This is a genomic window from Stenotrophomonas sp. SAM-B (assembly GCF_013387485.1).
Taxonomy (GTDB): domain Bacteria; phylum Pseudomonadota; class Gammaproteobacteria; order Xanthomonadales; family Xanthomonadaceae; genus Stenotrophomonas; species Stenotrophomonas maltophilia_AA.
Genome location: NZ_JABBXB010000002.1, coordinates 153,056 through 172,112 on the forward strand (window position 1 = coordinate 153,056; position 19,057 = coordinate 172,112).

The 19,057-nt window shown below is 67.2% G+C and carries 20 protein-coding genes; 13 read left to right on the plus strand and 7 right to left on the minus strand.

The genetic code is table 11. From position 1 onward, the window contains the following. Window positions 1-63: 63 nt before the first annotated feature. Window positions 64-432 (minus strand): response regulator, encoded by a 369-nt coding sequence (locus tag HH110_RS04920; protein ID WP_176988632.1) that lies wholly within the window; start codon window positions 430-432, stop codon window positions 64-66. Further along, window positions 425-1,582, minus strand: coding sequence for an ATP-binding protein (locus HH110_RS04925; RefSeq protein ID WP_176988633.1), 1,158 nt, complete (start codon window positions 1,580-1,582; stop codon window positions 425-427). The genes HH110_RS04920 and HH110_RS04925 overlap by 8 nt, the downstream gene beginning before the upstream one ends. Before the next feature lie 157 nt (window positions 1,583-1,739). Between HH110_RS04925 and HH110_RS04930 the strand changes: the two genes are divergently transcribed. Genes HH110_RS04930 through HH110_RS04945 form a run of 4 tightly spaced genes read left to right on the plus strand, consistent with a single transcriptional unit; the run spans window position 1,740 to window position 7,370 of the window. Further along, window positions 1,740-4,850, plus strand: a complete 3,111-nt coding sequence (locus tag HH110_RS04930; RefSeq protein ID WP_176988634.1) for a response regulator — start codon at window positions 1,740-1,742, stop codon at window positions 4,848-4,850. After that, window positions 4,823-5,671, plus strand: coding sequence for a CheR family methyltransferase (locus HH110_RS04935; protein WP_176988635.1), 849 nt, complete (start codon window positions 4,823-4,825; stop codon window positions 5,669-5,671). Before HH110_RS04930 ends, HH110_RS04935 begins: the two co-directional genes overlap by 28 nt. Continuing rightward, the gene (locus HH110_RS04940) at window positions 5,671-6,255 is read left to right on the plus strand and encodes a chemotaxis protein CheB (RefSeq protein WP_176988636.1); all 585 of its coding nucleotides are present in this window, start codon (window positions 5,671-5,673) and stop codon (window positions 6,253-6,255) included. The genes HH110_RS04935 and HH110_RS04940 overlap by 1 nt, the downstream gene beginning before the upstream one ends. Then, window positions 6,252-7,370, plus strand: a complete 1,119-nt coding sequence (locus HH110_RS04945; protein WP_176988637.1) for a hybrid sensor histidine kinase/response regulator — start codon at window positions 6,252-6,254, stop codon at window positions 7,368-7,370. The genes HH110_RS04940 and HH110_RS04945 overlap by 4 nt, the downstream gene beginning before the upstream one ends. 47 nt (window positions 7,371-7,417) lie before the next feature. Here HH110_RS04945 and HH110_RS04950 read toward each other — a convergent pair whose 3' ends face one another. The 3 genes from HH110_RS04950 to HH110_RS04960 form a co-directional block, all read right to left on the minus strand. Then, window positions 7,418-7,597 (minus strand): hypothetical protein, encoded by a 180-nt coding sequence (locus tag HH110_RS04950; RefSeq protein WP_176988638.1) that lies wholly within the window; start codon window positions 7,595-7,597, stop codon window positions 7,418-7,420. Between the two features lie 54 nt (window positions 7,598-7,651). Further along, on the minus strand, window positions 7,652-7,846 hold the full coding sequence (locus HH110_RS04955) for a hypothetical protein (protein WP_176988639.1): 195 nt from the start codon (window positions 7,844-7,846) through the stop codon (window positions 7,652-7,654). Between the two features lie 106 nt (window positions 7,847-7,952). Continuing rightward, a complete protein-coding gene (locus HH110_RS04960) occupies window positions 7,953-8,570 on the minus strand; it encodes a peroxiredoxin (RefSeq protein WP_176988640.1) in 618 nt (205 codons plus the stop codon). Between the two features lie 189 nt (window positions 8,571-8,759). Between HH110_RS04960 and mntR the strand changes: the two genes are divergently transcribed. The 5 genes from mntR (at window position 8,760) to HH110_RS04985 (ending at window position 12,589) form a co-directional block, all read left to right on the plus strand. Next, entirely contained in the window at window positions 8,760-9,218 is a 459-nt protein-coding gene (mntR, locus tag HH110_RS04965; protein WP_176988641.1) for a manganese-binding transcriptional regulator MntR, read from the plus strand. After that, complete coding sequence (tadA, locus tag HH110_RS04970; RefSeq protein ID WP_176988642.1) at window positions 9,211-9,735, plus strand: tRNA adenosine(34) deaminase TadA; 525 nt, start codon at window positions 9,211-9,213, stop codon at window positions 9,733-9,735. Before mntR ends, tadA begins: the two co-directional genes overlap by 8 nt. A 100-nt stretch (window positions 9,736-9,835) precedes the next feature. Next, complete coding sequence (orn, locus tag HH110_RS04975) at window positions 9,836-10,405, plus strand: oligoribonuclease (protein WP_176988643.1); 570 nt, start codon at window positions 9,836-9,838, stop codon at window positions 10,403-10,405. Window positions 10,406-10,478: 73 nt separating this feature from the next. Beyond that, a complete protein-coding gene (locus HH110_RS04980) occupies window positions 10,479-11,348 on the plus strand; it encodes an EcsC family protein (protein ID WP_176988644.1) in 870 nt (289 codons plus the stop codon). Window positions 11,349-11,467: 119 nt separating this feature from the next. Continuing rightward, a complete protein-coding gene (locus HH110_RS04985) occupies window positions 11,468-12,589 on the plus strand; it encodes an alkene reductase (RefSeq protein WP_176988645.1) in 1,122 nt (373 codons plus the stop codon). 225 nt (window positions 12,590-12,814) lie between these two features. Here HH110_RS04985 and ppsA read toward each other — a convergent pair whose 3' ends face one another. Then, complete coding sequence (ppsA, locus tag HH110_RS04990) at window positions 12,815-15,193, minus strand: phosphoenolpyruvate synthase (RefSeq protein ID WP_176988646.1); 2,379 nt, start codon at window positions 15,191-15,193, stop codon at window positions 12,815-12,817. A gap of 143 nt (window positions 15,194-15,336) precedes the next feature. Here ppsA and HH110_RS04995 point away from each other — a divergent pair, with 143 nt between their 5' ends. The 3 genes from HH110_RS04995 (at window position 15,337) to HH110_RS05005 (ending at window position 17,383) form a co-directional block, all read left to right on the plus strand. After that, entirely contained in the window at window positions 15,337-16,158 is an 822-nt protein-coding gene (locus HH110_RS04995) for a pyruvate, water dikinase regulatory protein (protein WP_019184148.1), read from the plus strand. Window positions 16,159-16,325: 167 nt separating this feature from the next. Continuing rightward, window positions 16,326-16,835 carry a DUF1249 domain-containing protein gene (locus HH110_RS05000; protein WP_176988647.1) on the plus strand — a complete coding sequence of 170 codons (510 nt, stop codon included), beginning with the start codon at window positions 16,326-16,328 and terminating at the stop codon, window positions 16,833-16,835. A 59-nt stretch (window positions 16,836-16,894) separates the two neighbouring features. Beyond that, window positions 16,895-17,383, plus strand: a complete 489-nt coding sequence (locus HH110_RS05005; protein ID WP_088435401.1) for an 8-oxo-dGTP diphosphatase — start codon at window positions 16,895-16,897, stop codon at window positions 17,381-17,383. A gap of 19 nt (window positions 17,384-17,402) precedes the next feature. Here the strand turns inward: HH110_RS05005 and HH110_RS05010 are convergent, their stop codons facing one another. Next, entirely contained in the window at window positions 17,403-18,053 is a 651-nt protein-coding gene (locus HH110_RS05010; protein WP_241696415.1) for a class I SAM-dependent methyltransferase, read from the minus strand. Between the two features lie 376 nt (window positions 18,054-18,429). On the opposite strand from HH110_RS05010, the gene HH110_RS05015 reads away from it, so the two are divergent. Continuing rightward, on the plus strand, window positions 18,430-19,044 hold the full coding sequence (locus HH110_RS05015) for a phosphatidylcholine/phosphatidylserine synthase (RefSeq protein WP_176988649.1): 615 nt from the start codon (window positions 18,430-18,432) through the stop codon (window positions 19,042-19,044). Window positions 19,045-19,057: the final 13 nt, after the last annotated feature.

Genomic DNA, 19,057 nt, shown 5'->3' on the forward strand with positions numbered 1-19,057 from the left:
CGGCATCGATGTGAAGCAGGGGCGCCGCGGATGAAGCGTTCACGCTGGCGGCGGAGTGCCGGCTCAGCAGGGCGTGACGGGAGACTGGAGCAACGTCACCAGCTGGCGCAGGCGATACGGCTTGGGCAGGAATTCGACATGCTCGGGCAGCGGCGGCAGCTGCGAGCGTGCGTAACCGGAGGCCAGGATGATGCGCGCCTTGGGCAGCACGTCGGCCACATGTTCGCTCAGCTCCACGCCGCTCATGCCGTTGGGCATGCTGATGTCGCTGAACACCACATCGAACCCGCCGGGATCCTGCATCAGGCGCAGCGCGGCCGGGCCGTCGTCGGCGGTGTGGATTTCGATGCCGAAGTCCTGCAGCGCCTGGCCGATCAGTTCACGCAGGTCCTGCTGGTCTTCGACCATCAATACGCGTAGGGGCTCAGACATGCTCGACTTCCTCAATGACAGGTAACAACAGGCGGACGGTGGTACCCCGGCCGGGGGCGGTTTGTACGTCGACGAAGCCGTCGCACTGGGAAACGAAGCCGAACACCTGGCTCAGGCCCAGCCCGCTGCCCTTGCCGATTTCCTTGGTGGTGAAGAACGGCTCGCTGGCGCGCGCGGCGATGTCCGGGGGCATGCCATCGCCCTGGTCGGTCACCGAGATGGCCACATAGTGGCGGCGCATGGGCTGGGACAGATCCGGTGCCAGTCGTTGTTCGACCTCGGCCGTGATCGTGACCGTGCCGCCCTGGGGCATCGCTTCGCCACTATTGAGCACCAGATTCAACACGGCGCTGTGCAACTGTACGCCATCGGTGACGATCGGGGGCAGATCCGGGGTCAGATCGAGGTGCACCTCGATGCCAGCCGGGCAGGCGCGGCGCAGCACGGGCAGGGCATCGCGCAGGAACTCCTGCACCACCACCGGCTCGCGCACCAGGGTCTGATCCGAGGAGAACGCGAGCAGCTGGCGGGTCAGCAGCGAGCCGCGGTCGGCAGCGGCCTGGGCGAGGTCCACCAGCTCCTGGGTGCGCCCGTCGGCGCCGGGGCGCAGGGCGATCAGGTCCAGCGCGTTGCCGATGGTGGTCAGCAGGTTGTTGAATTCATGGGCCAGGCCCCGGGTCAGCCGGCCGACATTGTCCAGCTGGCGCTGCTGCACGTGCGCGCGCTGCGCATCCTGCAGCAGGCGCTGGGCCTGGTAGCGCTCGGTGACATCCTGGGTGACCTTGACGAAGCCGAGCAGGCAGCCGTCCTCGCGCACCGGCTCGATCACTTCGCCGGCCCGGAACCGCTCGCCGTCGCGGCGCACGCGCCAGCCTTCGCCGACGAAGCGGCCATGGTCGCGGGCGTATTCCAGCGCCTGCTGGGGCACGCCCAGCTGCTGGTCTTCGGGGGTATAGAACAGGCCGACGTGCTTGCCGATCACCGCTTCGGCGGCATAGCCCTTGACCCGTTCACAGCCGCGGTTCCAGCTGCAGATGTTGCCCTGGGTATCCAGCAGATAGATCGCGTGATCGCTCACGTTGTCGATCAACAGCTTCAGCTGCCGGCTTTCGTCGGCGAGCGGTGCAACGCTGGATACGGCCTGGACCACGACGGTTATCGACTCCCCGATAAGGGACCGAACCGTAGGGGCCATGGTGTGAAGAACGTGTCAAGAACGTGCGCCAAACGCGCTGACTTCTGGCGCTTAACAGCCGTTTACCGCTCAGGTACCATCAGCCCCCTTTTTAGCTGAGCTGGAACACGGCATGAATTCTGCGCCTACCGCCCGTGACCGTTGGATCTGGCTTGCGTCGGCCGCCTTGATGGCGGCCACGCTGGGCACGGAGATGGTGGTGCCGCTGGGCTATGCTGTCTGGCTGACCTACTTCATGGCGGTCGGCATCACGCTGTTCCAGCGCCGCATGGAAGTGCCCCTGCTGGTGGCGATCGGGTCCTGCATCCTGTTGGCGGTCGGCTACAACGTTGCGCCGGCCAGCAGCAATTCGGCGTTTTCCTTCGTCAACCGCAGCATTGGCGGCGTCGCCTTCCTGATGATGGCGCTGACCGTGATGAAGGCCATCGGCGCCCGCCGTGAAGCGGCCGACGCGCTGTGGCTGCAGGCCGGCGAGAACGTGGTCGGCACCAGCCTGCAAGGGGATCCCACTCCGCGTGAACTGGCCGAAGCAGCCATGCGCGCCCTGTGCGCGCAGCTCAATGCCGATGTCGGCGCGATGTACCGCCTGCAGGGCGAGCGGCTGGTGCTGGTCGGTGGCGCCGCGCTGCCGTCGCAGCTGCCGGAGACGCTGCCGGCGAATGCCGGGCAATGGGGCGAGATCATCCGTGAGGGCCGTGCCCGCCGGCTGGAGGACAGCGACAGCCCGCTGGATATCGACACCCCGCTGGGCCGCACTACCGTGCACCAGCGCCTGCTGGGACCGATCCTCGCCGATGGCGTGGTGATCGGCGTGATCGAGCTGGGCCGTGCCGGCGTATCGCCCGCACGCGGCCTGGAGATGGCGCTGCTGCTGCAGTGCGCCGAGCCGATCGGCATCGCGCTGCGCGCGTCGCTGCTCAATGCCCAGCTGGTGGAACTGCTGGAGGAAACCCAGCGCCAGAGCGAAGAGCTGCAGACCCAGCAGGAAGAGCTGCGCGTGGCCAACGAGGAGCTGGAGGAACAGAGCCGCAGCCTGCTGCATTCCCAGGCCAACCTGGAGCAGCAGCAGGCCGAGCTGGAGCAGACCAATGTGCAGCTTGAAGAGCGCACCCACGAGCTGGAGTCGCGCCAGCAGGCCCTGCTGCTGGCGCAGGCGCAGCTGGTGCAGAACAGCAACGAGCTGGAAGCCAGCTCGCGCTACAAGTCCGAATTCCTGGCCAACATGTCCCACGAGCTGCGTACGCCGCTCAACAGCGCGCTGATCCTGGCCAAGCTGCTGGCCGACAACAAGGACGGCACGCTGACCGCCGAGCAGGTCAAGTACGCCCAGGCGATCCACTCCTCCAACAACGACCTGCTGTCGCTCATCAACGACATCCTGGACCTGTCGCGGATCGAAGCCGGCCACGTCGAGCTGGTCGAAGAGAACCTGGCCGTTTCCAGCGTGTTGCAGCGGTTGAAGGAGACCTTCGAGCCGATGGCGGTGCAGAAGGGCCTGAGCCTGGAGATCAGCGCCGCGCCGGATGCGCCGACCCAGTTGCTGGCCGACAGCCAGCGCCTGCAGCAGATCCTGAAGAACCTGCTGGCCAACGCGATCAAGTTCACCGAGCACGGCAGCGTGTCGCTGAAGGTCCGCAGTGCCGGCGCAGGGCGGATCCAGTTCGCCGTGTCCGATACCGGCATCGGCATTCCCGAAGAGCAGACGGCGGTGATCTTCGAAGCGTTCCGCCAGGCCGATGGCAGTACCCGCCGCCGTTATGGTGGCACCGGGCTGGGCCTGTCGATCTCGCGCGATCTGGCCGCCCGGATGGGGGGCAGCATCTCCGTCTCCAGCGAGCCGGGCCGCGGCAGCTGCTTCACCCTCGAACTGCCGCTGCTGGCTGGCGGCGGCACCGGCAGTGCCCAGCACGTCGTGCATGACGTCCGCCCCGCGGCCGTCGCGGCGCCGGCGCTGCCTGCCGCCGCGCCGCTCGGCCGTGCGCATGCCGGGTCGACGCCGCCGCCGGCGCCTGCGGCAAAGGTGATCGATGACCGCGGCCGTCGCAGCCGCGCGGGCCGGATGATCCTGGTGGTCGAAGACGATGCGACCTTCGCCAGCGCGCTGGTGTCGATGGCGCATGAACTGGACTTCGACTGTGTGGTCGCCGGCACCGCCGAGGAGGCGCTGGCCCTGGCAACCGAACTGCGGCCCAACGGCATTCTTCTCGATATCGGCCTGCCCGACGTCTCCGGGCTCAGCGTGCTGGAGCGCCTCAAGCGCGACCCGGCCACGCGCCACATCCCGGTGCACGTGGTGTCCGGGCTGGAGCGTTCGCAGGTGGCGATGGAGCTGGGCGCGATCGGCTATGTGATCAAGCCGGCCACGCGTGAGCGCCTGGTCGGGGCGATCCAGCAGCTGGAGGCCACCAGCCAGCGCGACATGCGCCGCCTGCTGATCGTCGAAGACGACAGCGAGCTGCGCTCCAACCTGCAGTTGCTGCTCGGCCGCGACCAGCTCGAGATCACCGCGGTGGGCACCATCACCGAGGCGATGGCCGAGCTGGCCGGATCGACCTTCGACTGCATGGTCACCGACCTGGCGCTGCCCGACGGCACCGGCTACGACCTGCTCGAGCGCATGGCCGGCAACGAGGCCGTGGCGTTCCCGCCGGTGATCGTCTACACCGGCCGCGCGCTGACCCGCGATGAAGAGCAGCGCCTGCGCCGCTATTCCAAGAGCATCATCATCAAGGGCGCGCGCTCGCCCGAGCGCCTGCTCGATGAAGTGACCCTGTTCCTGCACAGTGTCGAGGCCTCGCTGCCGACCGACCAGCAGCGCCTGCTGCGCGAGGCGCGCCGCCGCGATGCGGTGCTCGATGGCCGCACCGTGCTGCTGGCCGAGGACGACGTGCGCAACATCTTCGCGCTGTCCAGCGTGCTCGAGCCGCTCGGCGTCACCCTCGACATCGCCCGCAACGGTCGCGAGGCGCTGGAGAAGCTGCGCCCGGAGATCGACCTGGTGCTGATGGACATCATGATGCCGGAAATGGACGGGCTGACCGCCATGCGCGAGATCCGCGCGGACAACCGCTGGCGCGACCTGCCGATCATCGCGCTGACCGCCAAGGCGATGCCCGATGACCGCGAGCATTGCCTGCAGGCTGGTGCCAACGACTACATCGCCAAGCCGATCGACGTGGACAAGCTGGTCTCGCTGTGCCGCGTGTGGTGCTCGCGCCGATGAATGAAACGGAGTTGTTCGACCTGGAGCTGAAGCTGTTGCTCGAGGCGGTCTACCAGCGCTACCACTACGACTTCCGTGACTACGCGCTGGCGTCGCTGCGGCGGCGGATGCGGCATGCCATGGCGCGCTTCGACTGCCCGACCATGGGCGCGCTGCAGCACCGGCTGCTGCACGAGCCGGACACGTTCGCCCAGGCGATGCAGTACTTCACCGTGCAGGTCTCGGAGATGTTCCGCGACCCGCCGTATTTCCGGGTGCTGCGCGAGCATGCGGTACCGGTGCTGCGCACGTATCCATCGATCAAACTGTGGATCGCCGGCTGCAGTACCGGCGAGGAGGTCTGGTCGCTGGCGATCCTGCTGCATGAGGAAGGCCTGCTCGACCGCGCGATCATCTACGCCACCGACATCAACCCCGAAGCGCTGCAGGCGGCCGAGTCCGGCGCCTTCGCGCTGGACCGGCTGGCGCAGTTCAGCCGCAACTACCTCGCCGCCGGCGGCACCGGGTCGCTCTCGGATTACTACAGCAGCGGCTACGGCAGCGTGGTGTTCGACCGTCGCCTGAAGCGCAACATCGTGTTCGCCGACCACAGCCTGGCGACCGATACCGTGTTCTCGGAAGTGCACCTGGTGTCCTGCCGCAACGTGCTCATCTATTTCCAGCGGCCGCTGCAGGACCGTGCCATCGGCCTGTTCCATGAGGCGCTGGTGCACCGGGGCTTCCTGGGCCTGGGCAGCAAGGAGTCGCTGCAGTTCGGCGCGCACGCGGACCTGTTCGAAGCCTGTGCGCGCGAACAGCGCCTTTACCGGAAGCTGGCCTGATGATCGCGGCATCGCAACGCAGCCGGTTCGATCTGGTGGTCGTCGGTGCGTCGGCCGGCGGCGTCAGTGCGCTGCAGGCCCTGCTGTCATCGCTGCCGTCCGCGCTGGCGCTGCCGGTGCTGGTGGTGCTGCATCTGCCGCGCGACCGCCCCAGCCGCATCGCCGACCTGCTCGACGCCGGCTGCCCGTTGCCGGTGCGCGAAGCCGAGGACAAACAACCCCTGCAGCCCGGAACGGTGACGTTCGCGCCGCCGGACTACCATCTGCTGGTCGAGGACCGCGCCACGCTGGCGCTGTCGGTCGATCCGCCGGTGCTGTTCTCCCGCCCCGCAATCGATCCCCTGTTCGAAAGCGCCGCCGATGTGTTCGGCGATGGCGTGCTGGCGATCCTGCTGACCGGTGCCAGTACCGACGGCAGTGACGGTGTTGCCGCCGTGCGCCACGCCGGCGGCGAAGCCTGGATCCAATGCCCTGAGGAGGCCTATTCCTCGATGATGCCCGCTTCGGCCCTGGCGCACGCCGGTGCCGATGCGGTACTCCCGCTCACCTCCATCTGCACGCGTATGAAAGGTCTTACCCGATGAACCTGATCGAGCCCGCCGGGTCGACTGCCACCACCGATTGCGTGAAGCTGCTGATTGTCGATGACATTCCGCAGAACCTGGTCGCGATGGAAGCGCTGCTGCGTCGCCCGGGCCTGGAGATCCTGTGTGCCCCCTCCGGTGCCGAGGCGCTGGAACTACTGCTCGAGCATGAGGTGGCGCTGGCGCTGCTGGACGTGCACATGCCGGAGATCGACGGCTTTTCGCTCGCCGAACTGATGCGCGGCTCGCAGCGCAGCCGCAATGTGCCGATCATCTTCCTGACTGCCTCGCCGAACGACCCCGTGCGCGCGTTCAAGGGCTACGAGACCGGGGCGGTCGATTTCCTGCACAAGCCGATCGAGCCGCAGGTGATCATGAGCAAGGTCAATGTGTTCATCGAGCTCTACCAGCAGAAGCAGCTGCTCAAGACGCGCAACGAGGCGCTGGAGCATGCGCTCACGCTCAACGAAACGATGATGGCGGTGCTCACGCACGATCTGCGCACGCCGCTGGCCTCGATCCTGCTGTGCGCCGACAAGCTGGCGCTGGACCTGCCGGACGACAGCCAGGTGCAGCGCACGCTCGGTCACTTGGAGAACAGTGCCCAGCGCATGGCCCGGATGGTGGAGCAGCTGCTGGATTTCTCGAAGATCCGTACCGGCGGGTTGCGCCTGTACAGCACCGAGTGCGATCTGGCCGACGTGGCCGCAACGGTCGTGGCCGAGATCGGGCGCGCGCATCCGCAGGCGAGCATCGAGCTGCAGGTCCAGGGCGATGCCCACTTGCAGGGCGATCCGGATCGGCTGGCGCAGTTGTTGTCCAACCTGATCGGGAATGCAGTGCTGCATGGCGGCGATGCGCCCGTGCTGGTTCGCCTGGAGGGTGAGCGCAGCGCGCCGCTGCGCCTGCAGGTGCGCAATGCCGGGCAGATTCCCGAGGCGTTGCTGCCGCGCCTGTTCGAGCCGTTCAAGGCCAGTTTCCACGACAGCCGCGGGCTGGGGCTGGGATTGTTCATCGCCAGCGAGTTCGCGCGCGCGCATGGCGGCACGCTGGTGGCCGCGAACCAGGACGGCACGGTCCTGTTTGAAACCCTGCTGCAGCGACGGCCGCGCTGATCGCGGCGGAACCATCCCGGCACTGTGCCGGGATGGTCGAGTGCTTTTTACAGCGGATCGCAGCAGAGGTGCACGCCGTGCCCGCCATACGTGCAGTTCGGCTGCTCGGCACATCCCGCCAATGGCGTGGGCTGGCTGGAGGTGGCCAGCGCTTGGCTGGAGGCGAACGCCAATGCGCAGACAACGGCGATACCACCAAAGACCGAGACGAGTTTCTTCGACTTCATGGTGCTTCTCCTTGAGTGGATGGGACGGATGCAACGGGTGGTGCGCGAAGCGGTTTACCGGGCCGGCGGATCCGTAAGCGGGCAGCAGGTGCCGTCCGGATTGGCGCCGTAGTCGCAGTGCGGCGCGGCCTTGCAGCCCGACAGCGTGGCGGGCGAGGCGGAGGTCGCGAAGGCCTGGGCGGAAGCGAAGGCGAGCATGCCGGCGACGGCGAGGCCGCCAAGCAGGGACAGCGTGTGTTTCGAGGTCATCGTTCAACTCCTGGATGGGAAGGAAAACCGATGCAACTGCCGATCCGCGCCCACGGACGGGTGCGGAGAGACCTGGGTGCGGCGCGCACGGGTGGCGCCTGGGGGGTCAGCCTGCCGGCGGCGGCGGCATCGCACTGCGCGCGGCGTTCACCACGAAGGCGCCGGTGATGGCATTGACCGAGCTGTCCTTGAGCTGGCCCACGTACCGATAGATCACTTTGCCGTCCTGGATCACCACCACCATCGGCACCATCGTGGCGCTATAGCGCTGTGTGATCCGGTCATCGGTATCGTTCACCACCGGGAAGTCGAAGCCATGCTGGCGTGCGTAGTCCGCGGCGGTTTCATGGGGCGGCAGGCTGACGCCGACCATTTCGAAGGCGCGGTTGCCGTTGTTCCGGCCGGCGGCGTCCAGCGCCTGGATCTGCGGTACCGAGGCGAGGCAGAACCTGCAGGCAGGGGAGAAGAAGTAGAGGATCTGGCGGCCGCTGGCGGGGCCGGCCAAGGTCAGTGCCTGGCCGTCGAGTGCGGTGGCGTCGAATGCTTCCGGCCGGGCGCCTTCGGGCAGGCCGTGCACGGCTTTGGAAATCTGTTCGACCTTGCTCACCAGCACGGCCTGCTGCTGGCGGAGCTGGCGGTTCTGCACGGCCAGCGTGGTCATCAACGCGGCGAGGACGACGATCAGAGCGAGGGGGCCGTACTTCCGTAGTGCGGATGCGTCCATGCTGCTCCTTGGCCTTCGGCCGGGTCCATGGCTGAGTAGGTGCGGTATATATCCGGCAACAAAAATCATTTGTCAAACACGATCGGGGGCGCTCCGCAGTCGCCGGACCGCCCGGCCAGTCGCAAACCCCCGTGAGGTAAACTGTCCGGGCGCCGCAGCCCTTCGCCACCGGCCATTGCTGGAGCCACCATGCCGTCGTCGAGCCGTAAAGCCACCACGCCCCTGATCGATGCCCAGGTGCACGTCGAGGGCTTCGTGCAGGTGCGCGAGGCGCGCCGGTCCGAGCTGGTCGAGGATTATGTGGAGCTGATCGCGGACCTGATCGCCGATGGCCGTGAGGCCCGCCAGGTGGACATCGCCAGCCGGCTCGGGGTGGCGCAGCCGACGGTCGCCAAGGCGCTCAAGCGACTGGTCAAGGAGGGATGGGCGATCCAGCGACCGTACCGTGGCGTGTTCCTGACCCCGGCCGGCGAGCAGCTGGCGGTGGAGATGCGTGCCCGCCACCAGACCGTGGAGCAGTTCCTGCTGGCACTGGGCGTGGACGCCGACTCGGCGCGCCGCGACGCCGAAGGCATCGAGCACCACGTCAGCGAGGCCACCCTGGCTGCGTTCGAGGCATTCGTGCGCAAGGCCAACGGCCATGGTTGAGCGCCTCGCGCCGCCGCCCCCGCTGGGCGTGCCGGTGCACGACCAGGACGAGCACTGGATGCGCCATGCACTGGGCCTGGCCGAGCGTGCCGAGCGTGAGTTCAACGAGATTCCGGTCGGCGCGGTGCTGGTCGGTGCCGACGGCGCCGTGCTCGGTGAAGGCTGGAACCTCAATATCGCCGACCACGACCCCAGCGCGCACGCCGAGATCGTGGCGATGCGGCAGGCGGGCAGGGCGCTGGCCAACCACCGGCTGGTCGGCAGCACGCTGTACGTCACCCTGGAGCCGTGTGCGATGTGCGCCATGGCGATCGTGCACGCACGCGTGGCGCGGCTGGTGTATGCGGCGACCGACCCCAAGACCGGTGCCTGCGGCAGCGTGTTCGACCTGATCGGCGACCCGCGGCACAACCACCGTGTCGAGCTCCACGGCGGCGTGCTGGCCAAGGACGCCAGCACCCGCTTGACCAACTACTTCCGCGCCAAGCGTGGCAAGCCGCCGCTGCTGCTGGAATAAGGGCGCCGCAGCGACAGGGTCGTGACGGGTTGGCGGTATCATGTGGGCCTTATCCATTCCCGGTCGCGGCGCAGGCAGCGACCCAGCACAAGGCGAACACATGGCGGACAACGGCGCAGAAGGCGAGCGACTGATCTGGATCGATCTGGAAATGACCGGTCTGGACACCGACAACGATGCCATCATCGAGATCGCCACGGTGGTCACCGATGCGCAGTTGAACGTGCTGGCCGAAGGTCCGGAGTTCGCGATCCATCATCCGGTGGAGCGGCTGGAGGCCATGGACGAATGGAACCGCAACCAGCACCGCCGATCCGGGCTGTGGCAGCGTGTGGTCGACAGCAGCGTGACGCTGGGCCAGGCCGAGGCGCAGACCATCGCGTTCCTGCAGCAGTGGATCAAGGCGGGTGCCTCGCCGATGTGCGGCAATTCGATCTGCCAGGACCGTCGCTTCCTGCACCGTGAAATGCCGCGCCTGGAGAAGTACTTCCACTACCGGAACCTGGACGTTTCCACGATCAAGGAACTGGCCAAGCGCTGGGCCCCGGGCGTCGCCGCCGGCGTCGGCAAGACCGCCAGCCATACCGCGCTGAGCGACGTGCACGATTCCATCGCGGAGCTGCGCCACTACCGGCAGTTCATGGGCGCGCTGTCGGGCCTGCCGGCCTGAGCCCACCGGGGCATTCAGCCACCGGCAGGCGAGGCAACAAGCGGTAGACATCGGCGGCGCTATGATCGCGGCCATGAACGCCATCACCTCGCCGCAACCGCCGCCGCTGTCGTCCTCGATCCTGCCGACCTCGCAGGATTGGCGCGACCTGCAGCGTGCGGTGGACCTGCTTGAATCGCCCACGCTGACCGCCAAGATGGCGAACCTGATCGGCTCGCCGTTGGAGTTCGCGGTCAAGCGGCTGCCTGATTCGGTATCGCGCCGCATCCATGGTGCGGTCGAGGCGGCGTTGTTCAAATCCGCGCAGGCCGCGTTGTGGACGATGGACAACACGCCCGGCAAGGCGGCCTCCACCCGTTGGCACAAACTGGCCGCGGCCACCTCCGGTGCGGTCGGCGGCGCGTTCGGGTTCACCACGCTGTTCATCGAACTGCCGGTGTCGACCACCATCATGATGCGCTCGGTGGCCGACGTCGCCCGCAGCGAGGGCTTCGACCTGCGTGACATGAGCACCCGGCACGCCTGCCTGGAGGTGTTCGCGCTGGGTGGCAATTCGGGCAAGGACGACGCCAGCGAGACCGGCTACTACATCACCCGTGGCTTCACCGCCGAAGTGATGCGCCACCTCTCCGCCGAGCTGGCCGGGCGCGCGGTCGGCGGCAGCCCGGTGATGATCGGGCTGACCCCGAAGGAGGCCGGCAAGTGGCTGGCCAAGCTCGTGGAGAAGGTCGCCGCGCGCTTCGGGGTGGTGGTCACCGAGAAGTTCGCCGCGCAGGCGGTGCCGATCGTGGGGGCGGTGGCCGGTGCAACGCTCAACACCATGTTCACCGACTACTACCAGGACGTGGCGCGCGGGCACTTCATCGTGCGCCGGCTGGAACGTACCTACGGCTACGATACCGTGCGGGCCGCCTACTCGATGCTGGCGGCCGAGCGTACCTGATCGATCGTTGCACGGGCGGCACAACTGTTTTGCCGCCGCAGGGCTGTTGAGCGGGCGGTGCGGTGCCCATCCTTGTCGGCATCACCGCTTCGGCGGCGCCCCCCCGATCAAGGATTCCCATGCTGTTCTCCCCCTACACCCGTGGCGCGCTGACGCTGCCCAACCGTATCGTGATGCCGCCGATGACCCGTTCGCGGGCCGGTGCGGGCAACGTTGCCACGCCGTTGATGGCCGAGTACTACGCCCAGCGCGCCTCGGCCGGCCTGATCGTCAGCGAAGGTACCCAGATCAGCCAGCAGGGCCAGGGCTACGCCTGGACCCCGGGCATCCATGACGAGGCCCAGATCGCCGGCTGGCGCGGCGTCACCGACGCGGTCCACGCTGCGGGTGGCCGGATCGTCGCCCAGCTCTGGCATGTCGGCCGCGTCTCGCATGTGGCCCTGCAGCCAGGGGGCACTGCGCCGGTATCCTCCTCGGCGCTGCTGGCCGAGGGCGTCAAGGTGTTCGTCGATCCGGAAGGGCGCGGCCCGCAGAGCGGCGTCGGCGAGATGGTGCAGCACTCGATGCCGCGCGCATTGGCCATCGATGAGATCGCCGGGATCGTGCGCGAATACGCGGCGGCCGCGCGCAATGCGATCGCGGCAGGCTTCGATGGCATCGAACTGCATGGCGCCAACGGCTACCTGATCAACCAGTTCATCGACTCCCAGGCCAATCAGCGCACGGATGGCTACGGTGGCTCGCTGCAGAACCGCCTGCGCTTCCTGCGCGAGGTAACCGAAGCGGTGGCTGCGGAGATCGGTGCCGAGCGCGTCGGCGTGCGCCTGGCCCCGCTGACCACGCTGCAGGGCGCGGTGGACGACACCCCGCAGGCCACCTACCTGGCCGCCGCGCACCTGCTGGACCAGATCGGCGTGGGCTACCTGCATATCGCCGAAGCCGACTGGGAGGACGCGCCGGTGATGCCGGTGGCCTTCAAGGAGGCGCTGCGCATGATCTATCGCGGCACGCTGATCTATGCCGGCAAGTACACGGTGGCGCGTGCGGAGGAAGCACTGGCCAAGGGCTGGGCCGACTTGATCGCGTTCGGCCGGCCGTTCATCGCCAACCCGGACCTGCCGGAGCGCCTGCGGCAGGGCCTGCCGTTGAACCCGTCGGACAAGGCGACGTTCTTCGGGGGTGGAGCGGAAGGGTTCACCGATTACCCGGTGGCCGAGGTGGCCGAGACCGCCGAAGCCTGACGGTCCTTGCCGCCACGCCCAAGCGTGGCAACGCGCGAAGCCTGACGGTAGTGCCACGCCATGCGTGGCAGCGCGGACCTTCCGTCCATTGGATGCCCACCGAATGGCGGTCCAACGAAAAGCAGCCACGCATGGCGTGGCTCTACCTCTGGGACCGAATGCCTCGTCTCAAAAACAAAACCCCGCTTGCGCGGGGTTTTGTTCTTCATCGCATTGCCGAAGGGATCAACCCTTGGCTTTGAGCTTGGCCAGGCGCAGCCAGGTATCCACCACGGTGTCCGGGTTCAGCGACACCGATTCGATGCCTTCCTGCATCAGCCATTCGGCCAGATCCGGATGATCGGACGGGCCCTGGCCGCAGATGCCGACGTACTTGCCCTTGGCGCGCGCGGACTTGATCGCCATCGACAACAGCTTCTTCACCGCCGGGTTCCGCTCGTCGAACAGGTGCGCGACGATCGAGGAATCGCGGTCCAGGCCCAGGGTCAGCTGGGTCAGGTCGTTGGAGCCGATCGAGAAGCCGTCGAAGATCTCCAGGAACTCATCGGCGAGCAGTGCGTTGGACGGCACTTCGCACATCATGATGATCTTCAGGCCATTCTCGCCCTGCTTCAGGCCATTCTGTTCCAGCACCTCGACGACCTTGCGGCCTTCTTCCAGGGTGCGCACGAACGGGATCATGACCCACAGGTTGTCCAGGCCCATCTCGTTGCGGACGCGCAGCACGGCCTGGCACTCCAGGGCGAAGGCGGCCGAGAAGCTCGGGTCGACGTAACGGCTGGCGCCGCGGAAGCCGATCATCGGGTTCTCTTCGTGCGGCTCGTAGTTGCTGCCGCCGATCAGGTTGGCGTACTCGTTGGACTTGAAGTCCGACAGACGCACGATCACCGGGTTCGGGGCGACCGACGCAGTCAGCGTGGCGATGCCTTCGGCCAGGCGACCGACGTAGAAGCTGACCGGATCGGCGTAACCGGCGATCTTCTCGTCGATCTTCTTCTTGGTCGCCGCGTCCTGGCGGTCGTACTCCAGCAGCGCGTTCGGGTGGATGCCGATGTGGCTGGCGATGATCATTTCCAGACGGGCCAGGCCGATGCCGGCGTTCGGCAGCTGGCCGAAGTCGAAGGCACGTTCCGGGTTGGCCACGTTCATCATGATCTTCAGCGGCGCCGGCGGCATGTTGCCGAGGTCCGTGGTGGTGCGCTCGAATTCGAGGATGCCGTCGTAGATGAAGCCGGTATCGCCCTCGGCGCAGCTGACGGTCACTTCCTGGCCATCCTGGATCAGCTGGGTCGCGTTGCCCGAGCCGACCACGGCCGGCACGCCCAGCTCACGCGCGATGATCGCCGCGTGGCAGGTACGGCCGCCGCGGTTGGTCACGATGGCCGAGGCGCGCTTCATCACCGGCTCCCAATCGGGATCGGTCATGTCGGCGATCAGCACGTCGCCGGGCTGCACGCGGGCCATGTCGTCCAGGGTACGCACCACGCGGGCGGTACCGGCACCGATCTTGGCACCGACGGCGCGGCCTTCGGCCAGCACCTTGCCGTCCTTCTGGTTCAGCGCGAAACGCTCGATCTGGGTGGCATGGCCACGCGACTTCACCGTCTCCGGGCGCGCCTGCACGATGAACAGCTTGCCGCTGACGCCGTCCTTGGCCCACTCGATATCCATCGGGCGGCCGTAATGCTTTTCGATCACCAGCGCCTGCTTGGACAGTTCCTGCACGTCCTCATCGCTGATCGAGAAGGTGTTGCGCAGGTCGGCCGGGGTGTCTTCGATGCGCACGCGCTCACCGGGGACATCCGAATACACCATGCGGATGGCCTTGCTGCCGAGCGAACGGCGCAGGATCGCCGGCTTGCCCGCGCTCAGGGTGGGCTTGTAAACGTAGAACTCGTCCGGGTTGACCGCACCCTGCACGACCATTTCGCCCAGGCCGAACGAGGAGGTGACGAACACCACGTCGCGGAAGCCGGACTCGGTGTCCAGGGTGAACAGCACGCCGGAGGAACCGACGCCCGAGCGCACCATCAGCTGCACGCCGGCGGACAGGAACACGTCCTCGTGCTTGAAGCCGTGGTGGACGCGGTAGGCGATCGCGCGGTCGTTGTAGAGCGAGGCGAACACTTCCTTGACCTTGAGCACGACATCGTCGGCGCCGGTCACGTTGAGGAAGGTCTCCTGCTGGCCGGCGAAGGACGCATCGGGCAGATCTTCGGCGGTGGCCGAGGAACGCACCGCGACCGCGACGTCGCCGCCGCCGTTTTCGCTGCACAGCTTGGCGTAGGCGGTGCGGATGTCCTGGTCCAGCGCCGGGTGGAGCGGGGCATCGATCACCCAGCCGCGGATTTCCTTGCCGGCGATCGTCAGGGCACCGACATCTTCCACGTCCAGCGTGGCCAGCTTGTCGAAGATGCGCTTGGACAGATCGTTGTGGGCGATGAAGTCCTTGAAGGCTTCAGAGGTGGTTGCGTAACCGCCGGGGACAGACACCCCCAGACCGGCCAGATTGCCGATCATTTCGCCAAGCGACGAATTCTTGCCGCCTACGCGGGCCAGATCGGCCAGGCGCAGTTCGTGCAACCACAGGATGTTCTCGTTCAAGCGCGATGCTCCGTTTGGCCATCGCCCGAGGCGGGCTGGATGGCCACGTCCGTAGGAAGAAGCCGATATGATGCCGGGCAGACCGCTGTCGGCACAAGCTTGTATCGACAGCCTTTTTAAGCTTCGGAGGGGGTAAAAGCCGTATGTCGACGATCCGTCCGGTGTTCTACGTGTCCGATGGAACCGGTATCACCGCTGAAACCATTGGGCATAGCCTCCTGACCCAGTTCTCCGGGTTCAGCTTCATCACCGACCGAATGTCGTTCATCGATGATCCGGAAAAAGCGCGGGAAGCCTGTGAAAGGATCCGTGCAGCGGGGGAGCGGTACCAGGTTCGGCCCATCGTGGTCAGTTCCTGCGTGGACAGCGGGCTGAGCATCATCCTGGCCGAAAGCGGCGGGTTGATGCTGGACGTGTTCGCCCCCTTCATCGAGCCGCTGGAGCGCGAACTGGCGGTCAACCGGCATTCCCGGGTCGGCCAGGCGCACGGCATGGTCGACTTCGAGACCTACCACCGCCGCATCAACGCGATGAACTTCGCGCTGACCCATGACGACGGCATCGCCATCAATTACGACGATGCCGACGTGATCCTCGTGGCCGTGTCGCGGGCCGGCAAGACCCCCACCTGCATCTACCTGGCCCTGCATTACGGGGTCCGTGCGGCCAACTACCCGCTGACCGACGAGGATCTGGAGCAGGACCGGCTGCCGCCCCGGCTGCGTCCGTACCGCAAGAAGCTGTTCGGCCTGACCATCGACCCGGACCGCCTGCAGCAGATCCGCCAGGAGCGCCGCCCTAATTCGCGCTACGCCAACCTGGAGACCTGCCGCCGCGAAGTGGCCGCGGCCGAGACCATGTTCCGGATGGAGCGGATCCCGACCCTGAGCACCACCCACACATCGATCGAGGAAATCTCGAGCAAGGTGCTGGGAACGCTGGGGCTGCAGCGCGAGATGTACTGACCTTCGTGCCTTGGGCCGCGCGCCACGACCAACGGTCGTGGCCTACCCGGGATGGGGCGCGGCCGACCGCGGTAGGTATCGACCGTTGGTCGATACGCGAAGGAACGGCCCCTTTGGCCGGGCTGCCGCCGCCCCCACGTTGGGAGATCAACGTGTAGGATCGACCCATGGCCCAGGCATCGCCCCGTATCGAACGCATTCCCCGGCTCAGCCGCCTGAGCTGGCTGATGGGTCTGTACGCCGAAAACTATCAGCACCTGGTGCGCCTGTTCGCGCCCGCCGAGCTCGTCCCCGGCAGCTATGTCTCTTCGATCGGCGATGGGCTGGATGTGCGCCTGGACGTGATCGAGTGCCACCGCTACACGGTCGAGCTGCGGCTGACCTACGACTTCGCCGACCCGGTCACCGGGCAGCCGGATCCGTCGGCCTATGTGCGCCTGTACCGTGATGCCCGCCAGGCCGAGACCACCCATTGCTACGTGGGCCGCCGCTGGCAGGACGTGATGGGCATGTACCCGCCGCCGGCCGAGCTGATCAGCCACCGCATGCGGATGAACACCTTCCTCGGCAAATGGCTGGAATACCTGGCCGAACGCGGCCACGGCGTGGCGACCCTGCGCCGCGATGGCGCGGTGGCGGCACCCGCGGATGCCCGTCGCACCACCCTGGTGCCCTGAGCCGCCCTCTGGCGGATCACGCATAATCGGGGGTCTGTGTTCCCCCGAGCCTGTGCGAAATGCCCTATACCCCCATCGTGGCCACCCTGGGCTACGTGCTGTCCGCCGACGGCAAGCAAGTGCTGATGATCCACCGCAACGCCCGCCCCGGTGACCTGCACCTGGGCAAGTACAACGGGCTGGGCGGCAAGATGGAGCGCGATGAAGACGCCGCCGCCTGCATGCGCCGCGAGATCCGCGAAGAAGCCGGGATCGAGTGCGGGACCATGCGCCTGCGCGGCACGATCAGCTGGCCGGGCTTCGGCAAGAACGGCGAGGACTGGTTCGGTTTCGTGTTCGTCATCGATGACTTCACCGGCACGCCGCTGACCTCCAATCCGGAGGGAACCCTGGAATGGGTGGACGTGGACAAGATCGACAGCCTGCCGCTGTGGGAAGGCGATCGCAGCTTCCTGCCGCTGGTCTTCGACGACGAGCCCCGCGCCTTCCATGGCGTGATGCCGTACCGCGATGGCGCCATGCAGTCCTGGAGCTACACCCGGCTGTAATGCCGGCCAGCGGCCGTCACTACCTGCGGGCGAGCAGCAGGTGGAAATGCTTGCTGACCTCGCGCCCGTCGTTGCTGCGCCCGGTTTCGTGATGGGCGCGCCAGCCCTGTACGGTCAACCCAGCGCTGCGCAGGGCCTGCTCGACCTCGGCCAGTTCGTGCAGGTGGAAGCCATGCGCGGTGAACGGCAGCGTGCGCATGAAGGCGGCATCGCCGAAGGCCAGGCAGAGACGGCCACCGGGCCGCAGCACGCGGGCCAGTTCGGCGAACGGGAATTTCAATTCGTCCCAGAAGTACAGGGTATTCACTGCCAGCGCCGCATCGATGCAGGCCGCGTCCAGGGGCAGGGCCTGGGCATCGCCGAGCCGGACCTCGGCGCGATCCTGCAGCCCGTGTGCGGCCAGCACTGTGTTGCCCGCGTCGACCATCGCCGCCGAGACATCCAGCCCCAGGTAGAGGCTGCCCGAGGCACGCAGCAGATCGGGCGCGAAGGCCGCATTGCCCGGGCCGATCTCCAGCACCTGTTCGCCCGCGGTGACCGCCAGCAGGGCGATCGCGGCGCGGTTGAGGTCGCCGTTGCTGCGGTTCATCGATTCGGCCACGAGGAGCGCGTGCTCACCTTGCGGGTGGCGCAACTGGGCGGCCAGATGGTCGGGGGAAAGCACGCGCAAGACTCCTGTCGGTGGGCGGCAGGACCTGGCGGCGGCGGAGTCCATCCACCAGCTTAGCCCACGCGCGGCCCCGATGGGCGCCCCTGTGAAGGTCGATCGGCCAGCCACGATGAAGATCGGTGATCAACAAATCACCAAGGTCGCGTCTATTGAGACTGAGTTGTCCACAGGGGGTGTGGATGACTCGTGGGCAAGTTTGTGGATAAGCGCCTCCGGCCCCCGCTGGCGCTCGCTGTCAAGATGGGTGGTCAAAAATTCACCGCAGGTCGTCCCCGCGTGAACGGCGCGGCAAGGCCGGGTACGGTGGCGTAGGGTGGGCTGTCCGGGCGCGGGCCGCTCGCGGTACTCTCTTGGGATTGCCGCCACCCGATCTTCCATGAAACGTCATTTCTCGATGTTGCGCGAGTTCCACCTGGCCGACTGGTTCACCCTGGCCAACGCGTTCTGCGGCACCGGCGCGGTCTTCGCCGCCATGCGCTACCTGCAGGACGGCGAGCGCAGCTATCTGCTGTTCGGCATGGCGCTGATCCCGCTGGCCTTCATTTTCGACGCACTGGACGGGCGTATCGCCCGCTGGCGCAAGTCCAGCTCCACGCTGGGCCGCGAGCTGGATTCGCTGTCGGACATCATTTCCTTCGGCGTGGCCCCGGCGGCGCTGGCCTACGCCTGCGGCATGCAGGGCGGCTGGGACTGGCTGGTGCTGAGCTATTTCGTCTGCTGCGGCGTCAGCCGCCTGGCGCGCTACAACGTGACCGCCGAGGCGCTGGCCGGCGAAGGCGACAAGGTGCCGTACTTCGAGGGCACCCCGATTCCGACCAGCCTGGCGCTGGTGGTGGTGCTGGCCGTGGCGGCGAGCGTCGGCGCGACCGGCGCGGACCTGTGGCTGGGCAAGTGGCAGCTTGGCCCGTGGCAGCTGCACCCGCTGGTGCTGCTGTTCGCGCTGTCCGGCTCGCTGATGATCAGCAAGACCCTGCGCATCCCCAAGCCGTGAGGCAGCGCGGCGA

Excerpts from the sequence above, each read along its gene's own strand:
- HH110_RS04985 (WP_176988645.1), top strand. The coding sequence starts at position 11,468 with ATGCTGTTCTCCCCCTACACCCGTGGCGCGCTGACGCTGCCCAACCGT.
- HH110_RS04960 (WP_176988640.1), bottom strand. The coding sequence starts at position 8,570 with ATGGACGCATCCGCACTACGGAAGTACGGCCCCCTCGCTCTGATCGTC.
- HH110_RS04945 (WP_176988637.1), top strand. The coding sequence starts at position 6,252 with ATGAACCTGATCGAGCCCGCCGGGTCGACTGCCACCACCGATTGCGTG.
- HH110_RS04930 (WP_176988634.1), top strand. The coding sequence starts at position 1,740 with ATGAATTCTGCGCCTACCGCCCGTGACCGTTGGATCTGGCTTGCGTCG.
- orn (WP_176988643.1), top strand. The coding sequence starts at position 9,836 with ATGGCGGACAACGGCGCAGAAGGCGAGCGACTGATCTGGATCGATCTG.
- HH110_RS04995 (WP_019184148.1), top strand. The coding sequence starts at position 15,337 with ATGTCGACGATCCGTCCGGTGTTCTACGTGTCCGATGGAACCGGTATC.
- HH110_RS04950 (WP_176988638.1), bottom strand. The coding sequence starts at position 7,597 with ATGAAGTCGAAGAAACTCGTCTCGGTCTTTGGTGGTATCGCCGTTGTC.
- tadA (WP_176988642.1), top strand. The coding sequence starts at position 9,211 with ATGGTTGAGCGCCTCGCGCCGCCGCCCCCGCTGGGCGTGCCGGTGCAC.
- HH110_RS05015 (WP_176988649.1), top strand. The coding sequence starts at position 18,430 with ATGAAACGTCATTTCTCGATGTTGCGCGAGTTCCACCTGGCCGACTGG.
- HH110_RS04955 (WP_176988639.1), bottom strand. The coding sequence starts at position 7,846 with ATGACCTCGAAACACACGCTGTCCCTGCTTGGCGGCCTCGCCGTCGCC.
- HH110_RS05005 (WP_088435401.1), top strand. The coding sequence starts at position 16,895 with ATGCCCTATACCCCCATCGTGGCCACCCTGGGCTACGTGCTGTCCGCC.
- HH110_RS04920 (WP_176988632.1), bottom strand. The coding sequence starts at position 432 with ATGTCTGAGCCCCTACGCGTATTGATGGTCGAAGACCAGCAGGACCTG.
- HH110_RS05000 (WP_176988647.1), top strand. The coding sequence starts at position 16,326 with ATGGCCCAGGCATCGCCCCGTATCGAACGCATTCCCCGGCTCAGCCGC.
- mntR (WP_176988641.1), top strand. The coding sequence starts at position 8,760 with ATGCCGTCGTCGAGCCGTAAAGCCACCACGCCCCTGATCGATGCCCAG.
- HH110_RS04940 (WP_176988636.1), top strand. The coding sequence starts at position 5,671 with ATGATCGCGGCATCGCAACGCAGCCGGTTCGATCTGGTGGTCGTCGGT.
- HH110_RS04980 (WP_176988644.1), top strand. The coding sequence starts at position 10,479 with ATGAACGCCATCACCTCGCCGCAACCGCCGCCGCTGTCGTCCTCGATC.